Below are 20,935 nucleotides of genomic sequence, written 5' to 3'. Positions count from 1 at the left end.
TGGTGGCGTGCGTGCGGGTTCGTCGTGGCTGGTCGCGCAGTCCCCCGCGCCCCCTTTCAGGGGCGCGGGGAACTGCGCAGTCTTTTACGGGTCAGACGTACCGCTTCAGTTCTCGGCGCGCCAGTGACCGCTGGTGGACCTCGTCCGGACCATCGGCGAGTTTCAAGGTGCGCGCGCCGGCCCAGAGTTCGGCGAGGGGGAAGTCCTGGCTGACTCCACCGGCGCCGTGCAGCTGGACCGCCTTGTCGATGATGTCGACGACCGTACGAGGCGTGGCGATCTTGATGGCCTGGATCTCGGTGTGAGCACCCTTGTTGCCGACCGTGTCCATCATCCAGGCCGTCTTGAGCACGAGCAGACGCAACTGCTCGACAGCCACCCGCGCGTCCGCGATCCAGTTGTGCACGACCCCCTGCTGGGCCAGCGACTTGCCGAACGCCGTACGGGACACCGCCCGTCGGCACATCAGCTCGATCGCCCGCTCGGCCATGCCGATCAGCCGCATGCAGTGGTGGATCCGGCCCGGCCCCAGCCGCGCCTGCGCGATGGCGAAGCCGCCGCCCTCCTCACCGATGAGGTTCGAGGCCGGAACCCGCGCCCCGTGGAACACCACCTCGGCGTGACCGCCGTGGGAGTGGTCCTCGTACCCGTACACCTGCATCGCACGACGTACCTCCACACCGGGCGTGTCCCGCGGCACCAGCACCATCGACTGCTGGCGGCGGATGTCCGACCCGTCGGGATCCGTCTTGCCCATCACGATGAAGATCTTGCAGTCCGGGTTCATCGCACCGGAGATGTACCACTTGCGGCCGGACACGACGTACTCGTCGCCGTCCCTCTCGATCAGCGTCGTGATGTTCGTGGCGTCGGACGAGGCCACCTCCGGCTCGGTCATCGCGAACGCCGAACGGATCTCACCGGCGAGCAGCGGCTCCAGCCACTGCTTCTTCTGCTGATCGTCGCCGAACTGCGTGAGCACCTCCATGTTGCCGGTGTCCGGCGCCGCGCAGTTCAGCGCGGTCGGCGCCAACTGCGGGGAACGGCCCGTGATTTCGGCGAGCGGCGCGTACTGGAGGTTCGTCAGCCCGGCCCCGTACTCGGAGTCCGGGAGGAAGAGGTTCCACAGGCCCTGGCGGCGGGCCTCCGCCTTCAACTCCTCCACCACGGCCGGGGTGTCCCACGGAGAGGCGAGCTGCTCGCGCTGCTCGTGAGCGACCGCCTCCGCCGGGTAGACGTACTCGTCCATGAAGGCGAGAAGCTTGGTGCGCAGCTCCTCGGTGCGTGCGTCGAATGCGAAGTCCATGGCCGGTCAGCCTTCCTGAAGAGTGGTCAGGCCGTGCTCGATGAAGACGGGAACCAGGTCGCCGATGCGGTCGAAGCCCGCGCCGACGGTCTGGCCGAGTGTGTAGCGGTAGTGGATGCCCTCCAGGATCACGGCGAGCTTGAACCACGCGAACGCCGTGTACCAGGAGACGGCGGACACGTCGCGCCCCGAGCGCGCGGCGTACCGCTCGATCAGCTCCGCCGGCTCCGGATGCCCGGCGGCCCTGGCCGTCGTGGAGACCGGCGAGTCGGGCATCCCGAGCGGGATGCTGTACATCACCAGCAGCCCCAGGTCGGTCAGCGGATCACCCAGCGTGGACATCTCCCAGTCGAGGATCGCCTTGATCTCGTCGTCCTCGCCGATCAGCACGTTGTCGAGGCGGTAGTCGCCGTGCACGACCGTGGCCGTGGGGGAGTGCGGCAGCTCGCGGCCCAGCGCTGCGTGCAGCTCGTCGATCCCTGCCAGGTCGCGGTTCCGGGAGGCGTCCAACTGCTTGCCCCAGCGCCGGAGTTGCCGGTCGAGGAAGCCCTCGGGGCGGCCGAAGTCGGCGAGGCCCACCTCGGCGGGGTCCACCGCGTGCAGCTCGACCAGCGTGTCCACCAGGCCGAGCACCGCGCCGCGCGTGCGCTCCGGGCCGAGCGGGGCGAGCTGCTCGGCGGTCCGGTAGGGCGTGCCCTCCACGAAGTCCATGACGTAGAACGGTGCGCCGAGCACCTCCACGTCTTCGCACAGCAGGCGTGTGCGTGGTACGGGTACGGCCGTCGGGTACAGCGCGCTGATCACCCGGTGCTCGCGCTTCATGTCGTGTGCGGTCGCCAGGACGTGGCCCAGCGGGGGGCGGCGTACCACCCACTTCGAGGTGCCGTCCGTCACCGCGTACGTGAGGTTCGACCGTCCGCCCTCGATCAGCCGGCCGGTCAACGGGCCGTCGACCAGTCCGGGCCGCTCGGCGTCGAGCAGGCCGCGCAGCCGGTCGAGATCGAGACCTGGCGGGTGGTCTGAACTCATCGTGTTTCCTCCGTACGCCGGAAATCGGGGCTTCCCCACATGATGCCGACCGGTCGGTATGCAGTCCAGTGCGGGGGCGAAACGTGATTGGCGTCTCGGTCGCGAAGAACCCCCCGAGTCGTCGGTTACGACTCGGGGGGTTCCTTCTTTCGTGCCCGGCGGTCGCCTAGTGGTCGTCCCAGTGCCCGTCGTGCTGGGCGTGGCGATGACCGTCATGAACGTAGTCCACGTGGTCGCCGTGCGTCACGGCCGGGTGTCCGCAGTCCTTGCCGTGCTCGTGGCTGTGTGCCGCGTGAGCCACGTGCCCGCCGGCTCGCACTCGTCCCAGTGCCCCGAGTGCTGCCGGTGCAGGTGCCCGTCGTGCGCGTAGTCGACGTGCGGTACCTCGGCGTGCCCGCAGTCCGGGCCGTGGGCGTGCTCGTGGGCGGTGTGTTCCTGGTGGAGGGTGGTCATGGTGCTCGCCTTCGGGGGGGGTGCGGAGTGTGACGCCGGTCAGGCTAGCCAGGTAAAAGCCGCATATCTGTACAAAATGGCATGCGTGTTGGCCGGATGCCTCGGGGGGGCGAGCGGGCGGGGCGCCTCAGAGGACCAGGGCCACCGCGCATGCCGCCAGTGCGACCGTGCAGAGAACGGCGGTGACGGCGTGCCTCGGTGTGAGCGTGGTTGGTTCGCCGCCTTCGGCCAGTACGCGGATCCTTCGGTGTGCCACGGCGAGGAATCCAAGCCACAGCCCGCAGGAGAGCGCGGCCACCGCGATGCCTGCCACGTCCGGCCCGTTGTTCAGCGCCGCCTTCACGGCCAGCACGGTCGCGACGGTCCCGGCCAGGGTCGTACGCCGCCATGCCAGCCGTGTGCGTTCCGGTTGCAGCCCGGGGTCCCGGTCGTCCTGGTGGGAGTCCATCACCCTTCCCAGCCGAACAGCACCACCACGACCATGGCGACGGCCACGATGGCCACGCCGATGCTCAGCAGTGCGGGAAACCGGGACACCGGGAGGTCCTCGCCTCTTCGCATCGCCTGCTCGCAGCGGACCCAGTGGTTCACGGCCCGTAGTGCGCAGAGCACGCCGGCGCCGAGCAGTCCGAGCGCCAGGCCGGCCCGCCAGGCCCACCGCAGGTCGGGAAGGAACTGGTCCACGGCGAAGCCGCCGCCGATCAGTGCGAGTGAGGTCCGCAGCCATGCCAGAAACGTCCGCTCGTTCGCGAGGGAGAAGCGGTAGTCCGGTGTGCGGCCGTCCTCCTTGATCCGCTCAGGTGCGAACCACAACTGGATGTTCCGCCTGAATTCGATCACCTGCAGGACCTTACCCATGGCCGGGGTGTCGCCTGTTGCCGGTGGGTGGGGCGGGGCCGTGCCGGTATGTCACGTTCGCGACTGCTGGGCGTACTGCCCTGAGTTTCATGGTGGGCGTTGCCGGCGGGAGCCGTACGTCGCGAACGTTGACATACCGGCACGGCGCCGCCCCGCGCGCGTCGGCGTCTGCGACCCGGTGGGGACCGACGGCCACCACCCCCGCCCCCTCCCACCCGGGGGCGCGGGGAACTGCGCGCTCGGCCGCGACGAGCCCGCGGATATACGCCGACCTCAGCCCTCTCCCACCCAGGGGCGCGGGGAACTGCGCGATCAGCCCCCACTTACCCGCAGGTGAGACTCAACCCCGTTCCCGCAAAGCCCGCAGCCGCGAATACGCTGCCAGGCCGTCCGGTACCCACTCCCACTCCGTCAAGCGGCGTCGGACCTCCGCCTCCGGGAGGAAGGCGTGCCAGGCGACCTCTTCGGCCTGGGGCTTCACCGGTAGCTCGCAGAGCACCTCGTAGACCGCCGACCACCAGGACTTCCCGGCTCCGTCGTCGTACAGGAACTTGAAGAGGAAGGTCGGGCGTGGGAGCCCGGAGACGCCTAGTTCCTCCTCGGCCTCCCGGAGCGCCGCTTCGTCGTACGTCTCGCCCGCGCCCACGACTCCGCCCACGAACACGTCGTACAGGGAGGGGAACACCAGCTTGGTCGGTGTGCGCCGGTGGATGAAGAGGCGGCCTTGGGCGTCCTTGACCTGGATGAACGCGCAGCGGTGCCGCATCCCCTGGGCGTATGCGTCTCCGCGCCTGGCCTGCCCTACGACCTCGTCGTGTTCGTCGACGATGTCCAGGATCTCGTCGGCCGAACTCATACCTGGACCCGGACTCGTTCCTTGGGTGCCGCGCCGCTCGGCATCGCGGGGTGCATGCCCAGCAGCACTACGCCGACCACGATCCCGGCGAGGCCCAGGACCTCCCAGGTCAGAGCGCCCGCGTCGGTGCGGAGCCGGTCTCCGAGGAAGCCCACTCCGCAGGCGATACCGGCGAGCGGCTGCGCGGCGGTGAGTGCGGGCAGTGACATTCGCAGGGGTGCCGTCTCGAACGCGCTCTGGACCAGTACGAGCCCCGTGATTCCGAGCGCTATGACCCCGTAGACCTGCCATCCCGTGGCCAGCGCGATCCAGTCGCCGTCGGAGAAGCGCTGGCCGCTCACGCGGGTGAGGGCGTCCTGGACGCCGTAGAGGAGTCCGGCGGCCACACCGAGGAGTACCGGTCCGGCGCTCAGCAGGGATCGCTTGGCGTAGGTGGTGAGGAGCAGGGCGAGTCCCAGTACCACGCCGATGATCAGCCACTGGCGGAACGGGTCCGTGCGGGCGTCGCCGCCCTGGGGCTGGCCGGCCACGATGAACGCCGTCACGCCGCCCGCCAGCAGGAGGAGTCCGGCCCAGCCCTGTCGTCCGAGCGGCTGTCGGGTCTGTCGGCGGGAGAGTACGAGTGCAAATACCAGGTTCGTCGCAAGCAGTGGTTCGACGAGGGAGATCTCGCCGTTCGCGAGGGCGATCGCGCCGAGCACCATGCCGACGACCATCAGTCCGATGCCGCCCAGCCAGCGAGGCACCCGCACCAGGTCGAGGAGCAGGCGGGGGGAGAGGAAGTCGCGCAGCGGAGCGTGCGAGGCGGCGTTCTGCTGGAGGACGAAACCGAATCCGAGACAGCAGGCCGCGCCGACGGAGAGGAGGAGAACCAGAACCGACACGCTGCGTACCTCGGGGATTTCGGACGGTGGCGGGGCGGGGTGCGGGTATCGACCGACTGTAGCCCGAGTCCGCGGAACCCGGCAGTTGACTGGGTCACTCCGTTGCCCAAGGATCTGACCGACCAGTAACAAGGCCGAGGAGGCACTGCTCATGGCGTACGACGCAGATGTGATCGTGATCGGGGCGGGCCTGGCCGGGCTCGCGGCGACCGCGGAGCTCGTCGACGCGGGGCGCAAGGTGATCCTTCTCGACCAGGAGCCGGAGCAGTCGATCGGCGGCCAGGCGCACTGGTCGTTCGGCGGGCTCTTCTTCGTGGATTCTCCCGAGCAGCGCCGGATGCGGATCAAGGACAACCACGCGCTGGCCCTCCAGGACTGGATGGGCACCGCGGGCTTCGACCGCCCGGAGGACCACTGGCCCCGGAAGTGGGCCGAGGCGTACGTCGACTTCGCGGCCGGCGAGAAGCGGTCCTGGCTGCACAAGCAGGGCGTTCGATGGTTTCCCGTGGTGGGGTGGGCGGAGCGGGGCGGATACGACGCCAATGGGCATGGCAATTCCGTGCCTCGGTTCCACATCACGTGGGGTACGGGGCCGGGGCTTGTCGCGCCTTTCGAGCGGCGGGTGCGGGCGGGGGTTGCCCGTGGGCTCGTACAGCTCAAGTTCCGGCATCGGGTCACCGGGCTGTCGCGGAGCGCGGGTGACATCGACACCGTGAGCGGTGAGGTGCTTGAGCCGTCGGACATCCTGCGGGGCCAGGCGAGTGGCCGTGCCGTGAGCGGGGCCTTCGAGTTCAAGGCCCAGGCGGTGATCGTCACGTCGGGTGGCATCGGCGGCAATCACGACCTCGTGCGTGCCAACTGGCCCGCGCGGCTGGGTGCTCCGCCCGAGCGGATGATCTCCGGTGTGCCCGCGCATGTGGACGGTGAGATGCTCGGCATCGCGGAGGGCGCGGGCGCGCGTCTCATCAACCGCGACCGCATGTGGCACTACACCGAGGGCATCCAGAACTGGAATCCCATCTGGGAGAAGCACGGCATCCGCATCCTGCCCGGGCCGTCGTCGTTGTGGCTGGACGCGCGCGGCAAGCGGCTGCCGGTCCCGCTCTTCCCCGGCTTCGACACCCTCGGCACGCTCGAACACATCATGAGGACCGGGTACGACTACACGTGGTTCGTGCTCGACCAGAAGATCATCGGCAAGGAGTTCGCGCTCTCGGGCTCGGAGCAGAACCCCGATCTGACGGGCAAGTCCGTCAAGGGCGTGTTCCAGCGGGCGCGGGCCGATGTGCCGGGGCCGGTGCAGGCGTTCATGGACAAGGGCGTCGATTTCGTGGTGGAGAAGGATCTTGGTGCGCTGGTGCGGGGCATGAACGCGCTCACCAAGGAGTCGCTCATCGACGAGGCGGCGCTGCGGCAGGAGATCACCGCGCGCGACCGGGAGATCGCCAACCCGTTCACCAAGGATCTCCAGGTCACGGCCGTTCGCGGGGCACGCGCCTATCTCGGCGACAAGCTGATCCGGACGGCCGCTCCGCACCGCATCCTCGACCCCAAGGCCGGGCCGCTCATCGCCGTACGGCTCAATATTCTGACCCGCAAGACGCTCGGCGGTCTGGAGACCGACCTCTCGTCCCAGGTGCTCACCGAGGGCGGTGACCCGCTGTCCGGGGTGTACGCGGCGGGGGAGGCGGCCGGGTTCGGCGGTGGCGGAGTGCACGGATACCGGTCCCTGGAAGGGACGTTCCTCGGCGGATGTCTCTTTTCGGGGCGTGCGGCGGGGCGGGCCGCCGCGAAGGCCGTCGGCTGACGGTGGGGTGACGGCGGCCTCAACTGGGGGCCGCCGACAGGTTGTTGACGCGTGTAAAGCACTGTCCGGGCTTGACGTGAACCATTGGCTGGGGGTTGGCTGTCCGTAATTGGCCCCTGACAGAATCCAACCTCCGGTAAATGTCAACCGGTTGCACAAAATGCCCACTGCATTACCGCGTCGTGTGAGGAAGTTCCGCGGTGTCTCCACCCCCACCACCCCTGGGACGCGGTCGCAAGCGCGCGGCCCAGCCCTTCGACGCCGCGCTCGACGACGCCGAACTCGTCGCCGCCCGCGCCGCGTTGGCCCAGGGCCGGTGGACAGCCGTACGCGGTCTGCTCGTCGAGACCGGCGACGACTGGGACCGCCGCGGTCACCGCGTCACCACCCTCGCCCAGGAGTCCAGCACCCAGGCCTGGGCCCGCGACTGGCTGGTCGCCGAGCCCGAGTCGGGCGACGCCTCCGTGCTGCTCGCCCTCGCCACCGTGCAGCGCGCCCTGAACGGCAAGGACAAGCCCGCCCGGGCGCGCGAGGCCTGTCGTGTCGCGGCCGGACTGCTGCCCGCCGACCCCACGCCCTGGCTCGGGCTGCTGATGCTGGAGCGCGTGCTCGGGGGTGAGCAGGACGTGGTCCAGCTCTTCGACGAGGTGCGGCACCGGTACGCCGACCACCACCACGCCCACCATCTGATGGTGGCCCGGCTCGCCGAGCGAAGACCTGACGCCGGGCAGGACCCGCTGCACGAGGTCTACGACTTCGCGACCTGGTCGGCCGAACAGGCCCCCGCCGACTCGCCGTTGGCCATCCTCCCCGTCGTCGCGCACGCCGAGCGCTATCGTGTTCTGGCCGCCGCCGGCATCGAGCCCGCCGATCCCGTGGCCTCCGGGCACTGGGTCGGGCGCCGGGCCCGCCAGGTGATGAAGGCCGCCTTCGACTGGTGGCTGGAGTGGGAGCGCGACGACCATCCGCGCAGCCAGATCGACCTCAACTTCCTTGCCCACGCCAAGTTCTGCGAGGGCCGTGGCGCCGAGGCGGCCGCCCTCTTCCATCGCATCGGACCGTACGCGACCCCGGTGCCGTGGTCGTATCCGGACCGCGATCCGCACAAAGCCTTCCGTGCCGCACGCGACAGCGTGCTCGGCACGGTGTGAACAAACGCTCCTGAACACCGTAGCCACCGAAGCGTCCGAAGCATCCGAAAGGACAATCCCGCCATGACGACGGGCAGTTCGCAAACCTCAAGTGCGTCGAGCACGAGCAGACAGGCCGCCGCCGACAGCGGCATCAGCACCTTCAAGGGCCAGGACCGCGCCCTGCGTTCCGACCGGCTCGGCACGGGGGGCCTGCTGCTCTCCGTCCTCGCGGCGACCGCCCCGCTCATGGTGGTCGCGGGTGTCATGCCCACCACATTCGCGGTGATGGGCATCGTCGGCCAGCCGCTGCTCTTCGTCCTTCTCGGCATCGTGCTCGTCCTCTTCAGCGTCGGGTACGCCGAGATGAGCCGCCACGTCCACAACGCGGGCGCCTTCTACGCGTACATCTCCCGGGGCCTCGGCGGCACCGCCGGATCGGGTGCCGCGGCGGTCGCGCTCGTCGCCTACAACGCGCTGCAGATCGGCATCTACGGCATCTTCGGCTTCGAGGTGTCCGGCCTCTTCGCCACCTATCTCGAGGTCGAAGTCGCCTGGTGGATACCGGCGTTGGTGGCCGCCCTCGTCGTCGGAGCGCTCGGCTGGCTGAAGATCGACGTGAACGCGCGGGTGCTCGGCGTGCTGCTGGTCATCGAGGTCGCGCTCGTCGTCATCTTCGACGTCGCGGCCGTCGCCGACCCCGCCAAGGAGGGCCTGTCGCTGCACGCCTTCAACCCCGACACCCTCAGCGGGGCCGGCCTCGGCACCGCCCTGTGCTTCTGCATCGCCGCGTTCCTCGGCTTCGAGCAGGCCCCCGTGTACGCGGAGGAGACCAGCCGCCCGCACATCCTGGTCCCGCGCGTGATGTTCCTCGCCATCGGCTTCGTCGCCGTCTTCTTCGCGATCAGCTCCTGGGCGCTGACCGTCGCCGCGGGGCCCTCCGCGATCGTGGGCACCTCCCAGAAGCAGAGCGCCGGACTCCTGTTCTTCCTCACCGACGAACGGCTCGGCGGGACGTTCACCGATGTGCTCCATGTGCTGTTCGTGACCGGCATGTTCGCGGCCATGCTCAGCTTCCACAACGTCGTCGCGCGGTACGCCTTCGCCATGGGGCGCGAGGGCCTGCTGCCCTCGGTGTTCGGCAAGACCACGGGTGCGAGCGGCGCGCCCGGCACCGGATCGCTGCTGCAGACCGTCATCGCCGTGGTGGTCGTCGGGGCGTTCGCCGTCGCCGACGACAAGCCGACCGGCGACCCGACCGCGCCCGTGCTGCAGCTGTTCACCTGGATGGGCAACGTCGGCGCCCTCGGCGTGATCGTGCTCATGGCCGCGGCCTCGCTCTCCGTCGTCGTGTTCTTCACCCGCCGGGGCGCCGCGGGAGCCCAGGCCTGGCGCCTCGTGGCCTCCGTGATCGCCGGTGTCTCGCTGCTCGTCATCGCCGTCTACACCGTCAAGGACTTCGACGTCCTCGTGGGCGCGGGCCCCGACTCCTCGCTGAGCTGGGTGCTGCCCGGCATCATCGTGCTGGCCGCCGTGGCGGGCATCCTCCAGGGCCTCTACCTGCGGGCCCGCAAGCCCGAGGCGCACGCCAGGATCGGGCTCGGCAACGAGGCGTTCCAGCTGGAGAAGGCGGCCGGGGCCGACGGGTGAGCGGCTGGGCGGCCGGGCGCTCCGCTGACAGGTGTCCTGCCCGTGGGCACTCGCTCACGGCACTCGGTTCGTGGGCGCCGCGCTTCTGAGAAAGCCGTAAGAAGTGATTACGGAACTCTGACGGACACCCTTGGCCCCTGGCTTCCGGGGGCCGAGGGTGTTCGAATCAATACGTGAACACGGAACAACGGACTGCTTCGGATCCGGAGGGGAACGGCACCCCCGTGGGGCGGCGGCTCATGCTCGGCATGCTCGGGCTCGGCGCACTCGGCGTGGCCGCCGCGCCCACGCTCCAGAGAGGCCTGGAGTCCTTCCTCGGCGGCGCCGCGGACAAGGACCCGACCGGGCTGACCGGCCTGCTCCCCAATGGCGGCGGCTTCCGCTACTACTCGGTCACCTCGTCCGTCCCGCGCAAGAACGAGGACACCTACCGCCTCAAGATCGACGGCCTGGTCGACCACCCGGCCACGTACACGCTGGCCGATCTGCGTGCCCTGCCGCAGACCCGGATGGTCCGCGACGTCCAGTGCGTCACGGGGTGGAGAGTGCCCGACACGCCCTTCGAAGGCGTACGACTGTCCCAGTTGCTGGACGCCGCGGGGGTGCGCTCCTCTGCCGGGGCGGTGCGGTTCACATGCTTCGACGGTGCGTACTCGGAGAGCCTGACCCTGGCCCAGGCCCGCCGTGCCGACGTCCTCGTCGCTCTGCGTATGCAGGACAAGGATCTGACCCATTCGCATGGTGGTCCCGTCCGTCTCTATGTCGCCCCCATGTACTTCTACAAGTCCGCGAAGTGGCTCTCCGGCATCACTCTCACGTCGGACGTCCGGCCCGGCTACTGGGAGGACCGGGGGTACGACGTGGACGCGTGGGTGGGCCGCTCGAACGGACGTGACGATGACGCGACCTGAGACCGAGGCTCCTGGGGCGCCCGACCGGGCGCCGGACACCGGGGAGCGTTTCGCGGGTGCGGTGCGGGTGCCGCGGTTCGCGCCCGCCGAGCGGTGGGTGCACCGGGTGACGGCCGTGTTGATGGGGGTGTGCGTGGCGACCGCGGCCTGTCTGTACCTGCCGCAGCTCGCCGAACTCGTGGGGCGGCGCGAGCTGGTTGTACGGCTGCACGAGTGGTCGGGGCTGTTGTTGCCGGTGCCTGTTCTGGCCGGGCTCGTCTCGCGGGCCTTCCGGAAGGACCTGCGGCTGCTCAATCGGTTCGGGCCGCACGACGGGGTGTGGCTGCGGGCGGCACTTCGGCGTGACGCCCGGCCCGAGTCGCGGCCGGCCGGGAAGTTCAACGCCGGGCAGAAGGTGTACGCGGCGTGGATCGCCGGGGCCGTTCTCGTCATGCTCGGGACCGGGTTGTTGATGTGGTTCACGCATCTTGCGCCGCTTGTGTGGCGCACGAGTGCGACCTTCGTGCATGACTGGCTAGCTCTGACCATTGGGCTGGTTCTTGCGGGGCACATCGGGATGGCCATGGCCCGTCCGGAGGCTCGGCGGGGGCTCCGGACGGGGTCGGTCAGCAAGGAGTGGGCGGAGGAGGAGCATCCGCTCTGGCGTCCCTAGCGGAGGCCTCCGGCGGTTGGGCGGCTTGGTGACGGTCGTTCGGCAGGTGCGGGCCGGATGTGGCTGGTCGCGCAGTTCCCCGCGCCCCTAAAAGGGCGCGATTGCCCGACGAGTTGTCAGCCTTCAGGAATTCCGAAGTCCAGGAGGACCTTGCAGGACTCTGCTCGGTTTGCCGCCAGGGTGAAGGCCGATTCGGCCTCGCTGAGGGGGACCACCGCGCTGACCAAGTGGTCGAAGCGGGGCTCTCGGGCGAGGAGCGTGAGGGCGTCGTCGAACTCCGTGTCGAAGCGGAAGGCTCCTCGGAGTTCGATCTCCCGGCTGACGACGAGGTTGCCCGCGAAGGGGGACTGGCCGGGGGGCAGCATGCCGAGTTGGACCACGACCCCGCCACGGCGCACGAGGCGGAGGCAGGTGTCGAGGCCGGCGGCGACGCCCGAGGCCTCGATGGCCGCGTCCACCTCGAAGGGCCAGGTGGGAGCGGACGGGTCGTCCGCGCGCAGGGCCTCGTCCGCCCCTGCCGCGACTGCGTACTCCAGGGCGCGTGGGAGCAGGTCCGTGACCGTGACGCGTGCGGCCCCTGCCGCCTTCGCCGCCGCCACCACCAGGCAGCCGATGGGGCCGGCACCGGTGACCAGTACGTGCTTGCCGGTCACGTCTCCGGCGCGTCGTACCGCGTGGAGTGCGACGGAGAGAGGCTCTGCCAACGCGGCCCGGCGGAGGGGGAGTCCGGCGGGGATCGTACGCAACTGCTCGGCGGGGACGACGACCTGGGCCGCGAAACCGCCCTGGACGTGGGGCGTGCGGGCCGCGCTGCCGAGGTAGCGGGTGTCGCGGCACACGTTCCGGCGGCCGTCGGAGCACTCGGGGCAGACCCCGCAGGGTGTCGCCGGGTGCACGGCAACGGGCGTACCGGGGGCGGGGCCTGACGTGCCGTCACCGTAGAGGAGTACCGTCCCGACCACCTCGTGGCCGAGGACCATCGGCTCGCGGAGGCGGAAGTCGCCCACTCCGCCGTGCCGCCAGTAGTGGAGGTCGGATCCGCACACTCCGCCGTAGCGCACGGCGACGAGGGCCTCGCCGGGGCCGGGGGAGGGGACCGGGAGTTCGTCCACGCGCAGGTCGTCCTGGCCGTGGATCACGCAACCGAGCATCAGCACACACCCTTTCGGGGAACTTCGGACTTTCGGAGAGCTCATGTCCTGAGAGTCACGTTCGGAGAACTCAGAGAACGCTGGTCATACCGCCGTCCACGTACAGCACCTGTCCGCTGACGAAGTCCGCCGCGGGGGAGGCGAGGAACAGGACTCCGCCGACCAGGTCCTCCGTACGGCCCCAGCGGCCGGCCGGGGTCCTTCGGCGGACCCAGGCGCTGAACTCCGGGTCGTCCACGAGGGGTTGGGTCAGTTCGGTCTCGATGTAGCCGGGGCCGAGGCCGTTCACCTGGACGCCGTGCGGCCCCCAGTCGGCGCACATGCCCTTGGTCAGCATCTTCAGTGCGCCCTTGGTGGCGGCGTACGGCGCGATCCCGGGCCGTACCACCTCGCTCTGCAGGGAGCAGATGTTGACGATCTTGCCGTGTCCGCGCGCGGTCATGCCGCGGGCGGCCTCGCGGCCCACGAGGAAGGCGCTGGTGAGGTTGGTGTTCAGGATGCGGTGCCAGTCGGCGTCGGCGAACTCCAGGAGTGGGGCTCGGAGTTGCATTCCGGCGTTGTTGACGAGGATGTCCAGCGGGCCCACCCGCTCCTCGACGTCCGCTATCCCGGCTGCCACCGACGGGCCGTCGGTCACGTCGAAGGCGGCCGTGTGGATGTCGCCCGGCAGTTCCGCGGCGGCCTTGGTGAGCCGGTCGGTGTCGCGGCCGTTCAGGACCACCGTGCAGCCGGCCTCCGCCAGGCCCCGGGCCAGTGCGAGGCCGATGCCCCGGCTGGACCCGGTGACCAGTGCCGTACGGCCGCTGATGTCGAAGAGAGGGTGAGTCATCGCCGTACTACTCCCGGGTTTCGAGCTAGATCACTAGGGACAGCAGGAGGACCAGGCCTCCGGCGACCACCGAGATGATGGTCTCCATGACCGACCAGGTCTTGATGGTCTGGCCGACACTGAGGCCGAAGTACTCCTTGACCAGCCAGAACCCGGCGTCGTTCACGTGGGAGAAGAACAGTGAACCGGCGCCGATGGCCAGCACGAGCAGCGAGGCGTGCGTGGTCGACATGTCGGCCGCGAGCGGGGCCACGAGACCGGCCGCCGAGATGGTGGCGACGGTCGCGGAACCGGTCGCGAGCCGGATCGCCACCGCGATCAGCCAGGCGAGCAGCAGCGCGGGTATCGACCAGTCCTTGGATATGTCCAGGATCATCTGGCCCACGCCGGAGTCGATCAGCGTCTGCTTGAAGCCACCGCCCGCGCCGACGATCAGCAGGATGCCCGCGATCGGGCCGAGGGACTTCTCGACGGTCGAGGAGATCCGGTCCTTGGTGAACCCGGCCGCGCGGCCCAGGGTGAAGATGGCGACGAGCACGGCCGCGAGCAGGGCGATCAGCGGCGAGCCGATCACGTCGAAGACGCGCTGCACCATGTTCTCGGGGTCGTCGATGACGATGTCCACCAGCGCCTTGGCCAGCATCAGCACGACCGGCAGCATCACGGTGGCGATGGTGACGCCGAAGCCGGGGCGCTTCTCCAGGTCCTCGGAGGCGCGCTGCGGGATCATCTTCTCCGGCGCCGGGACGTCCACCCAGCGGGCCGCGTACTTGGAGAAGACCGGGCCCGCGATGATCACGGTCGGGATGGCGACCAGGATGCCGAGGGCGAGGGTGACGCCGAGGTTCGCCTTGACCGCGTCGATCGCGACCAGCGGGCCGGGGTGCGGCGGGATCAGCCCGTGCATCACGGACAGACCCGCGAGCGCCGGGATGCCGATGCGCATCAGCGAGTAGTTGCCGCGCTTGGCGACCATCAGGACGACCGGGATGAGCAGCACGATGCCGACCTCGAAGAACAGCGGCAGTCCGATCACCGAGGCGATCAGGACCATCGCCCACGGCATCGAGCGTCCGCCCGCCTTGGCGAGGATCGTGTCGACGATCTGGTCGGCGCCGCCGGAGTCCGCGAGCAGCTTGCCGAGGATCGCGCCCAGCGCGATCAGGACGCCCACACCCGCGACGGTCGAACCGAGACCGGCCGAGAAGCTGATGATCGCCTTGTCGAGGGGCGCTCCGGCGAAGGCGCCGAGCGCCAGCGACCCGATGGTCAGGGCGAGGAAGGCGTGGAGCCTGAACTTGGTGATGAGCAGGACGATGACGGCTATGCCCGCCAGTACTGCGATGCCCAGTTGAGCGTGGCCCGCCGAGGTGATCGGCTCGACGGGGTCCGCTGCCAGCATCTCGACACTGAGTCTGGTCACGGTGGTTTTCCTTGAGGGGAGGGGAGGACTGTGGGGGTGGGATTGAGCGAGGGCTGCGGGAGTTACCCGTCGAGGCCGCGCAGCGCGGTCACGGCCCGGTCGGTGATCTCCTCGGGGCTGCCGGAGACATCCACCGCGACACCCGTCTCGTCCGCCTGGAGCGGCTGGAGGGTGGCGAACTGGGAGTCCAGGAGCGCCGTCGGCATGAAGTGGCCCTGGCGGTGCGTCATCCGGTCCTCGATGAGCTCCCGGTCGCCCGTGAGGTGGACGAAGACGACTCCGGGAGCGGCCGACCTGAGCCGGTCGCGGTAGCTGCGCTTCAGTGCGGAACTGCTGACCACGCCGCCGAGGCCGGCCCGACCGTGCGCCCAGGCGCCGATGGCGTCGAGCCAGGGCCAGCGGTCCTCGTCGGTCAGCGGTGTCCCGGCCGTCATCTTGGCGATGTTGGCCTCGGGGTGGAAGTCGTCGCCCTCGGCGTAGGGAACGCCGAGCCGCTGGGCGAGCAGGGGACCGATGGTGGTCTTGCCCGTGCCTGCCACTCCCATGACCACGACGACGTGGGGGGTGCTCATCACTGCCTCGCTGTCTTCTTCGACACCCGGATTCGGCTTCCCGGTGTCGACATCTGGATGCCGGATGTACGTCAGGTGCCGCATCCGTCACGACACTGAAACCCATAGGTCAGATGAATTCAAGAGTCTGTGACGCATAAGTCTGACTTTTTGTTCCCGCTGTCCGCCTCGTAGGCTGAACCTCATGAGCACACCGGGCCGGGGGCTGCACGGCCATGTACTGGAGAGCCTCGGTCCCGCCATCACCGCGGGTGAGTACCCGCCGGGCAGCGTGCTGCGCACCGACGAGCTGGCGCAGCGTTTCGAGGTGTCACGCTCGGTGATGCGCGAGGCCGTCCGGGTCCTGGAGTCGATGCACCTCGTGGAGTCCCGTCGCCGGGTCGGCGTCACCGTACGTCCCGCGAACGAGTGGAATGTCTACGATCCCCAGGTCATCCGGTGGCGGCTGGCGGGCGCCGACCGGCCCCGGCAGTTGCGCTCGCTGACCGTGCTGCGGTGTGCCGTCGAGCCGGTCGCGGCGGGGCTCGCCGCCAAGCACGCCACGGCCGAGCAGTGTGCCGAGCTCACCGAGTGCGCCCTCGGCATGGTGGCCAACTCGCGTGGCCACAAGCTGGAGGGTTACCTCGTCCACGACGTGGCCTTCCACCGGATCGTGCTCAACGCCTCCGGCAACGAGATGTTCGCGCGGCTCGGTGACGTGGTTGCCGAGGTTCTCGCCGGCCGTACTCACCATCAGGTCATGTTCGAGGACCCCGACCCCGCGGCCGTCACGCTTCACGTTCAGGTCGCCGAGGCGATCCGTGGGGGTGACGCGGTCCGGGCGGAGCAGTTGACGCGGGAGATCGTCGTGGGTGCGCTTCAGGAACTGGATGTTCTTAGTCCGGAGGCCTGAACTTCTGGGGTTCGGACGCGTGTTGTTCGGCTGCGGGTGCGTTGGGGCTGAGCGCGCAGTTCCCCGCGCCCCTTACGGGGCACAGCCCCGCGCCCCTGTCGGGGCGCCGATGACGCGGCCTCGCCGGGGCTACTCGCTGATGTCTCCGTCCACGTACACCCACGCCCCGTCCACCCGCTCGAAGCGGCTGCGCTCGTGGAGTGAGCCCCCTGTGTACGACGCCCGGAAGGTCACCGTTCCGGTCGTGTGGAACGCCGTGCCCTCGCTTGTGGCGAGGATCTCCAGGCCGGTCCAGTGCATGCCCGGGTCGAGTTCGAGGCGGGCCGGGCGGGTGCGCGGATGCCAGGTCCGCAGCAGGTACGCCTCGTCGCGCTTCACGAATGCGCAGTAGCGCGAGCGCATCAGTGCCTCGGCGGTGGGGGCCGTGGCCCGACCCCGATGAAATCGGCCACAGCACTTTTCGTACGTCTCCGCAAGACCGCAAGGGCAGGAGGGGTTGTGCGCGGGGGCGGAACGGCGCTGGTTGCGGGATTGCGAGGTGCGTCGGGACATGCGCTCCATTCTGCTGCACCACGGCCTGTGGGGAATCCGTGAATCAGGTGCCCCGACACGAGTACTTCGTGTGCGAGCTGTGCACTGTGCTCTTCATCGAACCTCCTCCAGGCGTGGCGTGAACCTGCCTTGCATACGCAACTGCCCACACAGCACGGTGGATTGAGCACTTGAGCATCAGGAGTCACAAGCGTGCTGCTTGACCCCGGACGGCCGTCCGACCGGGGCACTGACGGGGGAAAGCTGATGCGGTGCCGCGGTCCGGTGCGCTCACGCGTGTCCGGAGACCTCCGCGTGCGCCGTGAACGAGACGTCTCCCTCTGCCGCCTCTTGGTGCCTTTCACCCGGTGCCCGAGAACGGATTAGGAGGGGGAATGCCGATGAGCGCGGTGAACACTGCCAGGCCGACGTATCCCGGCGTCTACGTCGAAGAGCTTCCCAGCAGCGCCCGGACCATCTCGACCGTCACCACCTCGGTGACCGCCTTCGTGGGGCACACCCGGCGCGGCCCGCTGAACGAGCCGGTGCGCGTCACGAGCTTCACCGAGTTCGAGCGCCGCTTCGGCGGCCTGAGTTCGCAGAGCGCCGTCGGCTACGCCGTGCACCAGTTCTTCGGCAACGGCGGCACCGTCGCCGTGATCGTCCGCGTCGCCAAGGCGGGCAGCGGAAAGGCCGCCTGCGTCACCCTGGAGTCCACCGAGGGCCACAGCGAGAGCCCGGTCCTCGAAGTGCACGCCAAGGAGCCGGGCGTGTGGGGCAACGGCCTGCGCGTGGCCGTCGACTACGACACGCCCTGCCCGGACGAAACGTTCAACCTGAGGGTGTACGACGCCAAGGGCGAGGCCCGCGAGAGCTTCACCGGTCTGTCCATGGACGCCTCGCACGGCCGGCACGCGCCGACCGTGATCAACGCGGGGTCGCGGCTCATCCGCGTCGAAGCAGTGGGCGAGGGCCGCCCCGACCCGTCCGGCACCGTCTCCAAGCCGTTCGGGCACGAACTCCCGGACCTGGCCGTCGACTTGACCGTAAAGATCGGCGAGGTCGAGCGCGAGTTCACGCTGTACGACCCCGACTGCGACGGCGAAGCCCCCTCCAGCGTGGCCGAGTTGGCGCTGCTGCTCGAACGCAAGCTGCGGGCGCTGCCCGACGCGCCCGGCAAGCACGCCTTCGCGGGCGCCGAGGTAACCGCCTTCGGCAAGCGCCTCCAGGTCGTCGCGGGCTCCGCCGACCCCGAGGACGTCGTCCGTTTCGTCGGCGAGTGCGCCAACGACCTCGGTCTTGAGGCCTCCGTCAACCCGCCCGTCTTCCCGCTGGAGGGCGGCGAGGACGGCGAGGCGCCCGGACCGCGCGACCTCATCGGCAGCGAGGCCGACAAGACCGGCATCCAGGCGCTGCGCGGCGTCGCGGACGTCAACCTGCTCGTCCTGCCCGAACTCGCGGCGTACGAGTCCACCGAGGACGCCGTCACGGTCGTCTCGGCGGCCCAGCGGCTCTGCCAGGAGCGGCGGATCTTCCTCCTCGTCGACGCGCCCGGCACCTGGGTCAGCGTGGACACCGCCCGCGCCGGACTCGCGGCCTACGACGCCGTACGCGGCAACCACGCGGGCCTCTACTTCCCCCACCTCCAGCTCACCGACCCGCTCACCGGGCGGCTGCGCTCCTTCCCGCCGTCCGGTGCCGTCGCCGGGGTCTACGCGCGCACGGACTCCGAGCGCGGGGTGTGGAAGGCGCCCGCCGGCACCGAGGCGCGGCTCGCGGGCGTGCACTCCCTCACGGTCAACCTCACCGACCGCGAGACCGGGCTGCTCAACCCGCTCGGCGTCAACTGCCTGCGCACCATGCCGATGGTGGGCCCGCTCGTGTGGGGCGCGCGCACCCTTGAGGGCTCCGACGCGCTCGACAGCGAGTGGAAGTACGTGCCCGTGCGGCGGCTCGCCCTGCACGTGGAGGAGAGCCTCCAACGCGGCCTGCAGTGGGTCGTGTTCGAGCCCAACGACGAAAACCTGTGGCAGCAGATCCGCCTCGGCGCCTCCTCGTACCTGCACACGCTGTTCCGTCAGGGCGCCTTCAAGGGCGGCACGCCGCGCGAGGCGTACTTCGTCAAGTGCGACCACGACACCACGACGGACGAGGACATCGCGAACGGCGTCGTGAACGTCCTGGTCGGCATCGCGCCGGTCAGGCCCGCCGAGTTCGTGATCGTCAGGATCCAGCAGACGTCCGGGCAGTTCGAGCTCTGAGTTCGAACTCCGAGTTCGAGTTCTGAGATCGACGACGGAGAACGTGAAGGAAACCGATGGCTGAGTTCACTGTCAACGCCCAGCGCTTCGACCCGTACAAGAACTTCAAGTTCCTTGTGCTGTGGGACGGTCGTACGGTCGCGGGCATCAGCAAGATCAGTCCGCTGAAGCGGACCACCGAGGTCGTCAAGCACCGGCACGGCGGCGACCCCAGCTCCCCGCGCAAGTCGCCGGGGCGCTCGGAGTTCGAGGGCATCACCCTGGAGCGGGGGGTCACGCACGACCCCGAGTTCGACCGCTGGGCCAACAAGGTCTGGCAGGTCGGGGCCGGTCTCGGCTCCGAGGTGTCCCTCGCCGACTTCCGCAAGGACATCGTCATCCAGGTCCTCAACGAGGCCGGTCAGGTCGCAGTCTCGCACAAGCTCTACCGGACCTGGCCGAGCGAGTACCAGGTACTCGGCGAGCTGGACGCCAACGCCAACGCGGTGGCCATCCAGTCGCTGAAGCTGGAGTGCGAGGGCTGGGAGCGGGACTACGAGGTGCCCGAGCCGGAGGAGCCCTCTTTCCTCAACCCCGCCTGAACGGTGGCGAGTTGAACGACAGATGGGCCGCGGGGGCGGCGGGGCGGGTACGGAACGGGGGCGGGCATGACGAACACTCGGGCGGCTGAACTACTCACCACCTGGGAGACCGGGCTTGCCCAGGCCCCGTCCGGACGCGCCCTGCTGCTGCACCGCGCCGCACGCCCCGACACCGGCGGCGAGACGCTGTCCACGCTGCCCGTCGGCGAGCGGGAGGCGGACCTCTTCGCCCTGCGCCGGGCCCTGTTCGGCGAGCGGATGCAGGTGCGCCTCGTCTGCTCGGCCTGCGCCGAGGACATGGAATTCGATCTGGACGCCGGGGAGTTGGCCCGGTCGACAGGCGCTCCCGCCGAGTCCTCGGTACAAGTCGCCGAGGACGGCTGGGAGATCGAGTTCCGGGTGCCGGGCGTCGCCGACCTGACGGCGGCCGCCCGGCACCCGGATCCACGGCGGGCGCTGCTTGCCCGTTGCGTCGTCTCGGCGGTGCGTGGCGGGGTGGACGTCCCCGCCGAGGCGCTGCCCGAGACGGTGCAGCGACGGCTCGCCGAGGCGGCCCAGGAGGCCGACCCGGGCGCCGACGTCACGCTCAACGTCAACTGCCCCGAGTGCGGAGCGGCCACCCGCGCCGAGCTCGACATCGCCTCCTACCTGTGGACCGAACTGGACGCCTGGGCACGGGACGTGCTCCTCGACGTCCATCTGCTCGCCACCGCGTACGGCTGGAGCGAGCCGGAGATCCTGGCGCTCAGCCCGCTGCGGCGCCGCTACTACCTGGAGCTGTGTGCGGATGTCTGACTCCGTGGGAGGGCACCCCGTGAACGAGGGGGACGTGGGGGAGTCCCGGGCGCCCGACTTCTTCGACCGGCTGCTCGCCCGGCACACCCCGGCCGCCGCGCCGCGACCCGGCGTGGCGCGCGTACGCCCGCGGCTCGCCGGACCCTTCGAACGGGTCGAGGCGGTACGGGCCGGCGCACAGGAGCCGGAGACGGCCGAGCCGCTGTGGCCGACCTCCGCCCCATCACCCACGTCCGACGGCGACTTGGCGCGCCCGGCGTTCCGCGAGGTCCAGTTCCGCACTGAGCGCGAGCGGACCGTCGTACGGCCCGAGCGGGCGCTGTCGGACACCCCCGGGCCCCGGTCCGTGGCGCGGGACCTGCCC

Annotated in this window: 20 protein-coding genes and 2 pseudogenes; 10 read left to right on the top strand and 12 right to left on the bottom strand. The window is 69.9% G+C overall.

Annotation, left to right across the window (positions count from 1 at the left end; all coding sequences use genetic code 11):
- Positions 1 to 91: 91 nt before the first annotated feature.
- The 7 genes and pseudogenes from O3Q52_RS25020 to O3Q52_RS24990 all read right to left on the bottom strand — a co-directional run bounded on the left by O3Q52_RS25020 (position 92) and on the right by O3Q52_RS24990 (position 5,386).
- Complete coding sequence (locus O3Q52_RS25020) at positions 92 to 1,306, bottom strand: acyl-CoA dehydrogenase family protein (RefSeq protein ID WP_269650993.1); 1,215 nt, start codon at positions 1,304 to 1,306, stop codon at positions 92 to 94.
- Positions 1,307 to 1,312: 6 nt separating this feature from the next.
- On the bottom strand, positions 1,313 to 2,335 hold the full coding sequence (locus O3Q52_RS25015; RefSeq protein ID WP_269650992.1) for a phosphotransferase family protein: 1,023 nt from the start codon (positions 2,333 to 2,335) through the stop codon (positions 1,313 to 1,315).
- 166 nt (positions 2,336 to 2,501) lie between these two features.
- Positions 2,502 to 2,788 (bottom strand): annotated as a pseudogene (locus O3Q52_RS25010) (hypothetical protein).
- A 127-nt stretch (positions 2,789 to 2,915) separates the two neighbouring features.
- Positions 2,916 to 3,236, bottom strand: a complete 321-nt coding sequence (locus O3Q52_RS25005) for a DUF202 domain-containing protein (protein ID WP_269650991.1) — start codon at positions 3,234 to 3,236, stop codon at positions 2,916 to 2,918.
- Positions 3,236 to 3,628 carry a YidH family protein gene (locus O3Q52_RS25000; RefSeq protein ID WP_055616239.1) on the bottom strand — a complete coding sequence of 131 codons (393 nt, stop codon included), beginning with the start codon at positions 3,626 to 3,628 and terminating at the stop codon, positions 3,236 to 3,238. Before O3Q52_RS25000 ends, O3Q52_RS25005 begins: the two co-directional genes overlap by 1 nt.
- A gap of 358 nt (positions 3,629 to 3,986) precedes the next feature.
- Positions 3,987 to 4,502 (bottom strand): NUDIX domain-containing protein, encoded by a 516-nt coding sequence (locus O3Q52_RS24995; protein WP_269650990.1) that lies wholly within the window; start codon positions 4,500 to 4,502, stop codon positions 3,987 to 3,989.
- The gene (locus tag O3Q52_RS24990; RefSeq protein ID WP_269650989.1) at positions 4,499 to 5,386 is read right to left on the bottom strand and encodes a DMT family transporter; all 888 of its coding nucleotides are present in this window, start codon (positions 5,384 to 5,386) and stop codon (positions 4,499 to 4,501) included. The genes O3Q52_RS24995 and O3Q52_RS24990 overlap by 4 nt, the downstream gene beginning before the upstream one ends.
- A gap of 151 nt (positions 5,387 to 5,537) precedes the next feature.
- Between O3Q52_RS24990 and O3Q52_RS24985 the strand changes: the two genes are divergently transcribed.
- The 5 genes from O3Q52_RS24985 (at position 5,538) to O3Q52_RS24965 (ending at position 11,536) form a co-directional block, all read left to right on the top strand.
- Positions 5,538 to 7,193 (top strand): FAD-binding dehydrogenase, encoded by a 1,656-nt coding sequence (locus tag O3Q52_RS24985; RefSeq protein WP_269650988.1) that lies wholly within the window; start codon positions 5,538 to 5,540, stop codon positions 7,191 to 7,193.
- A gap of 200 nt (positions 7,194 to 7,393) precedes the next feature.
- Entirely contained in the window at positions 7,394 to 8,344 is a 951-nt protein-coding gene (locus O3Q52_RS24980; protein WP_269650987.1) for a hypothetical protein, read from the top strand.
- Positions 8,345 to 8,407: 63 nt separating this feature from the next.
- Entirely contained in the window at positions 8,408 to 9,973 is a 1,566-nt protein-coding gene (locus O3Q52_RS24975; protein ID WP_269650986.1) for an APC family permease, read from the top strand.
- Between the two features lie 239 nt (positions 9,974 to 10,212).
- A complete protein-coding gene (locus O3Q52_RS24970) occupies positions 10,213 to 10,884 on the top strand; it encodes a molybdopterin-dependent oxidoreductase (RefSeq protein WP_269650994.1) in 672 nt (223 codons plus the stop codon).
- Complete coding sequence (locus O3Q52_RS24965) at positions 10,871 to 11,536, top strand: cytochrome b/b6 domain-containing protein (protein ID WP_269650985.1); 666 nt, start codon at positions 10,871 to 10,873, stop codon at positions 11,534 to 11,536. Before O3Q52_RS24970 ends, O3Q52_RS24965 begins: the two co-directional genes overlap by 14 nt.
- A 116-nt stretch (positions 11,537 to 11,652) precedes the next feature.
- Here the strand turns inward: O3Q52_RS24965 and O3Q52_RS24960 are convergent, their stop codons facing one another.
- The 4 genes from O3Q52_RS24960 to O3Q52_RS24945 form a co-directional block, all read right to left on the bottom strand.
- A complete protein-coding gene (locus tag O3Q52_RS24960) occupies positions 11,653 to 12,687 on the bottom strand; it encodes an L-idonate 5-dehydrogenase (RefSeq protein ID WP_269650984.1) in 1,035 nt (344 codons plus the stop codon).
- 70 nt (positions 12,688 to 12,757) lie between these two features.
- The gene (locus O3Q52_RS24955; protein ID WP_269650983.1) at positions 12,758 to 13,516 is read right to left on the bottom strand and encodes an SDR family oxidoreductase; all 759 of its coding nucleotides are present in this window, start codon (positions 13,514 to 13,516) and stop codon (positions 12,758 to 12,760) included.
- A 25-nt stretch (positions 13,517 to 13,541) separates the two neighbouring features.
- Positions 13,542 to 14,939 (bottom strand): gluconate:H+ symporter, encoded by a 1,398-nt coding sequence (locus O3Q52_RS24950; RefSeq protein WP_269650982.1) that lies wholly within the window; start codon positions 14,937 to 14,939, stop codon positions 13,542 to 13,544.
- Between the two features lie 62 nt (positions 14,940 to 15,001).
- Positions 15,002 to 15,511, bottom strand: coding sequence for a gluconokinase (locus tag O3Q52_RS24945; RefSeq protein WP_269650981.1), 510 nt, complete (start codon positions 15,509 to 15,511; stop codon positions 15,002 to 15,004).
- A gap of 184 nt (positions 15,512 to 15,695) precedes the next feature.
- On the opposite strand from O3Q52_RS24945, the gene O3Q52_RS24940 reads away from it, so the two are divergent.
- Positions 15,696 to 16,403: a FadR/GntR family transcriptional regulator gene (locus tag O3Q52_RS24940; protein ID WP_269650980.1), complete on the top strand. Its 708-nt coding sequence runs from the start codon at positions 15,696 to 15,698 to the stop codon at positions 16,401 to 16,403.
- A gap of 129 nt (positions 16,404 to 16,532) precedes the next feature.
- On the opposite strand, the gene O3Q52_RS24935 is transcribed toward O3Q52_RS24940, so the two are convergent.
- A complete protein-coding gene (locus tag O3Q52_RS24935) occupies positions 16,533 to 16,955 on the bottom strand; it encodes a YchJ family protein (protein WP_269650979.1) in 423 nt (140 codons plus the stop codon).
- A gap of 374 nt (positions 16,956 to 17,329) precedes the next feature.
- Here O3Q52_RS24935 and O3Q52_RS24930 point away from each other — a divergent pair, with 374 nt between their 5' ends.
- The 4 genes and pseudogenes from O3Q52_RS24930 to O3Q52_RS24915 all read left to right on the top strand — a co-directional run.
- A complete protein-coding gene (locus O3Q52_RS24930; RefSeq protein WP_269650978.1) occupies positions 17,330 to 19,195 on the top strand; it encodes a phage tail sheath C-terminal domain-containing protein in 1,866 nt (621 codons plus the stop codon).
- Positions 19,196 to 19,251: 56 nt separating this feature from the next.
- Positions 19,252 to 19,776 (top strand): phage tail protein, encoded by a 525-nt coding sequence (locus O3Q52_RS24925; RefSeq protein WP_055614510.1) that lies wholly within the window; start codon positions 19,252 to 19,254, stop codon positions 19,774 to 19,776.
- 66 nt (positions 19,777 to 19,842) lie between these two features.
- Positions 19,843 to 20,571, top strand: coding sequence for a hypothetical protein (locus O3Q52_RS24920; protein ID WP_269650977.1), 729 nt, complete (start codon positions 19,843 to 19,845; stop codon positions 20,569 to 20,571).
- Positions 20,572 to 20,590: 19 nt separating this feature from the next.
- Positions 20,591 to 20,935, top strand: a pseudogene (locus O3Q52_RS24915) (hypothetical protein); the annotation flags it as partial.

It is taken from the genome of Streptomyces sp. ActVer, from assembly GCF_027270795.1.
Lineage (GTDB): Bacteria > Actinomycetota > Actinomycetes > Streptomycetales > Streptomycetaceae > Streptomyces > Streptomyces umbrinus_A.
The sequence above is the reverse complement of the archived record's forward strand: the minus strand, read 5'-3'. Positions and strand labels throughout refer to the sequence as shown.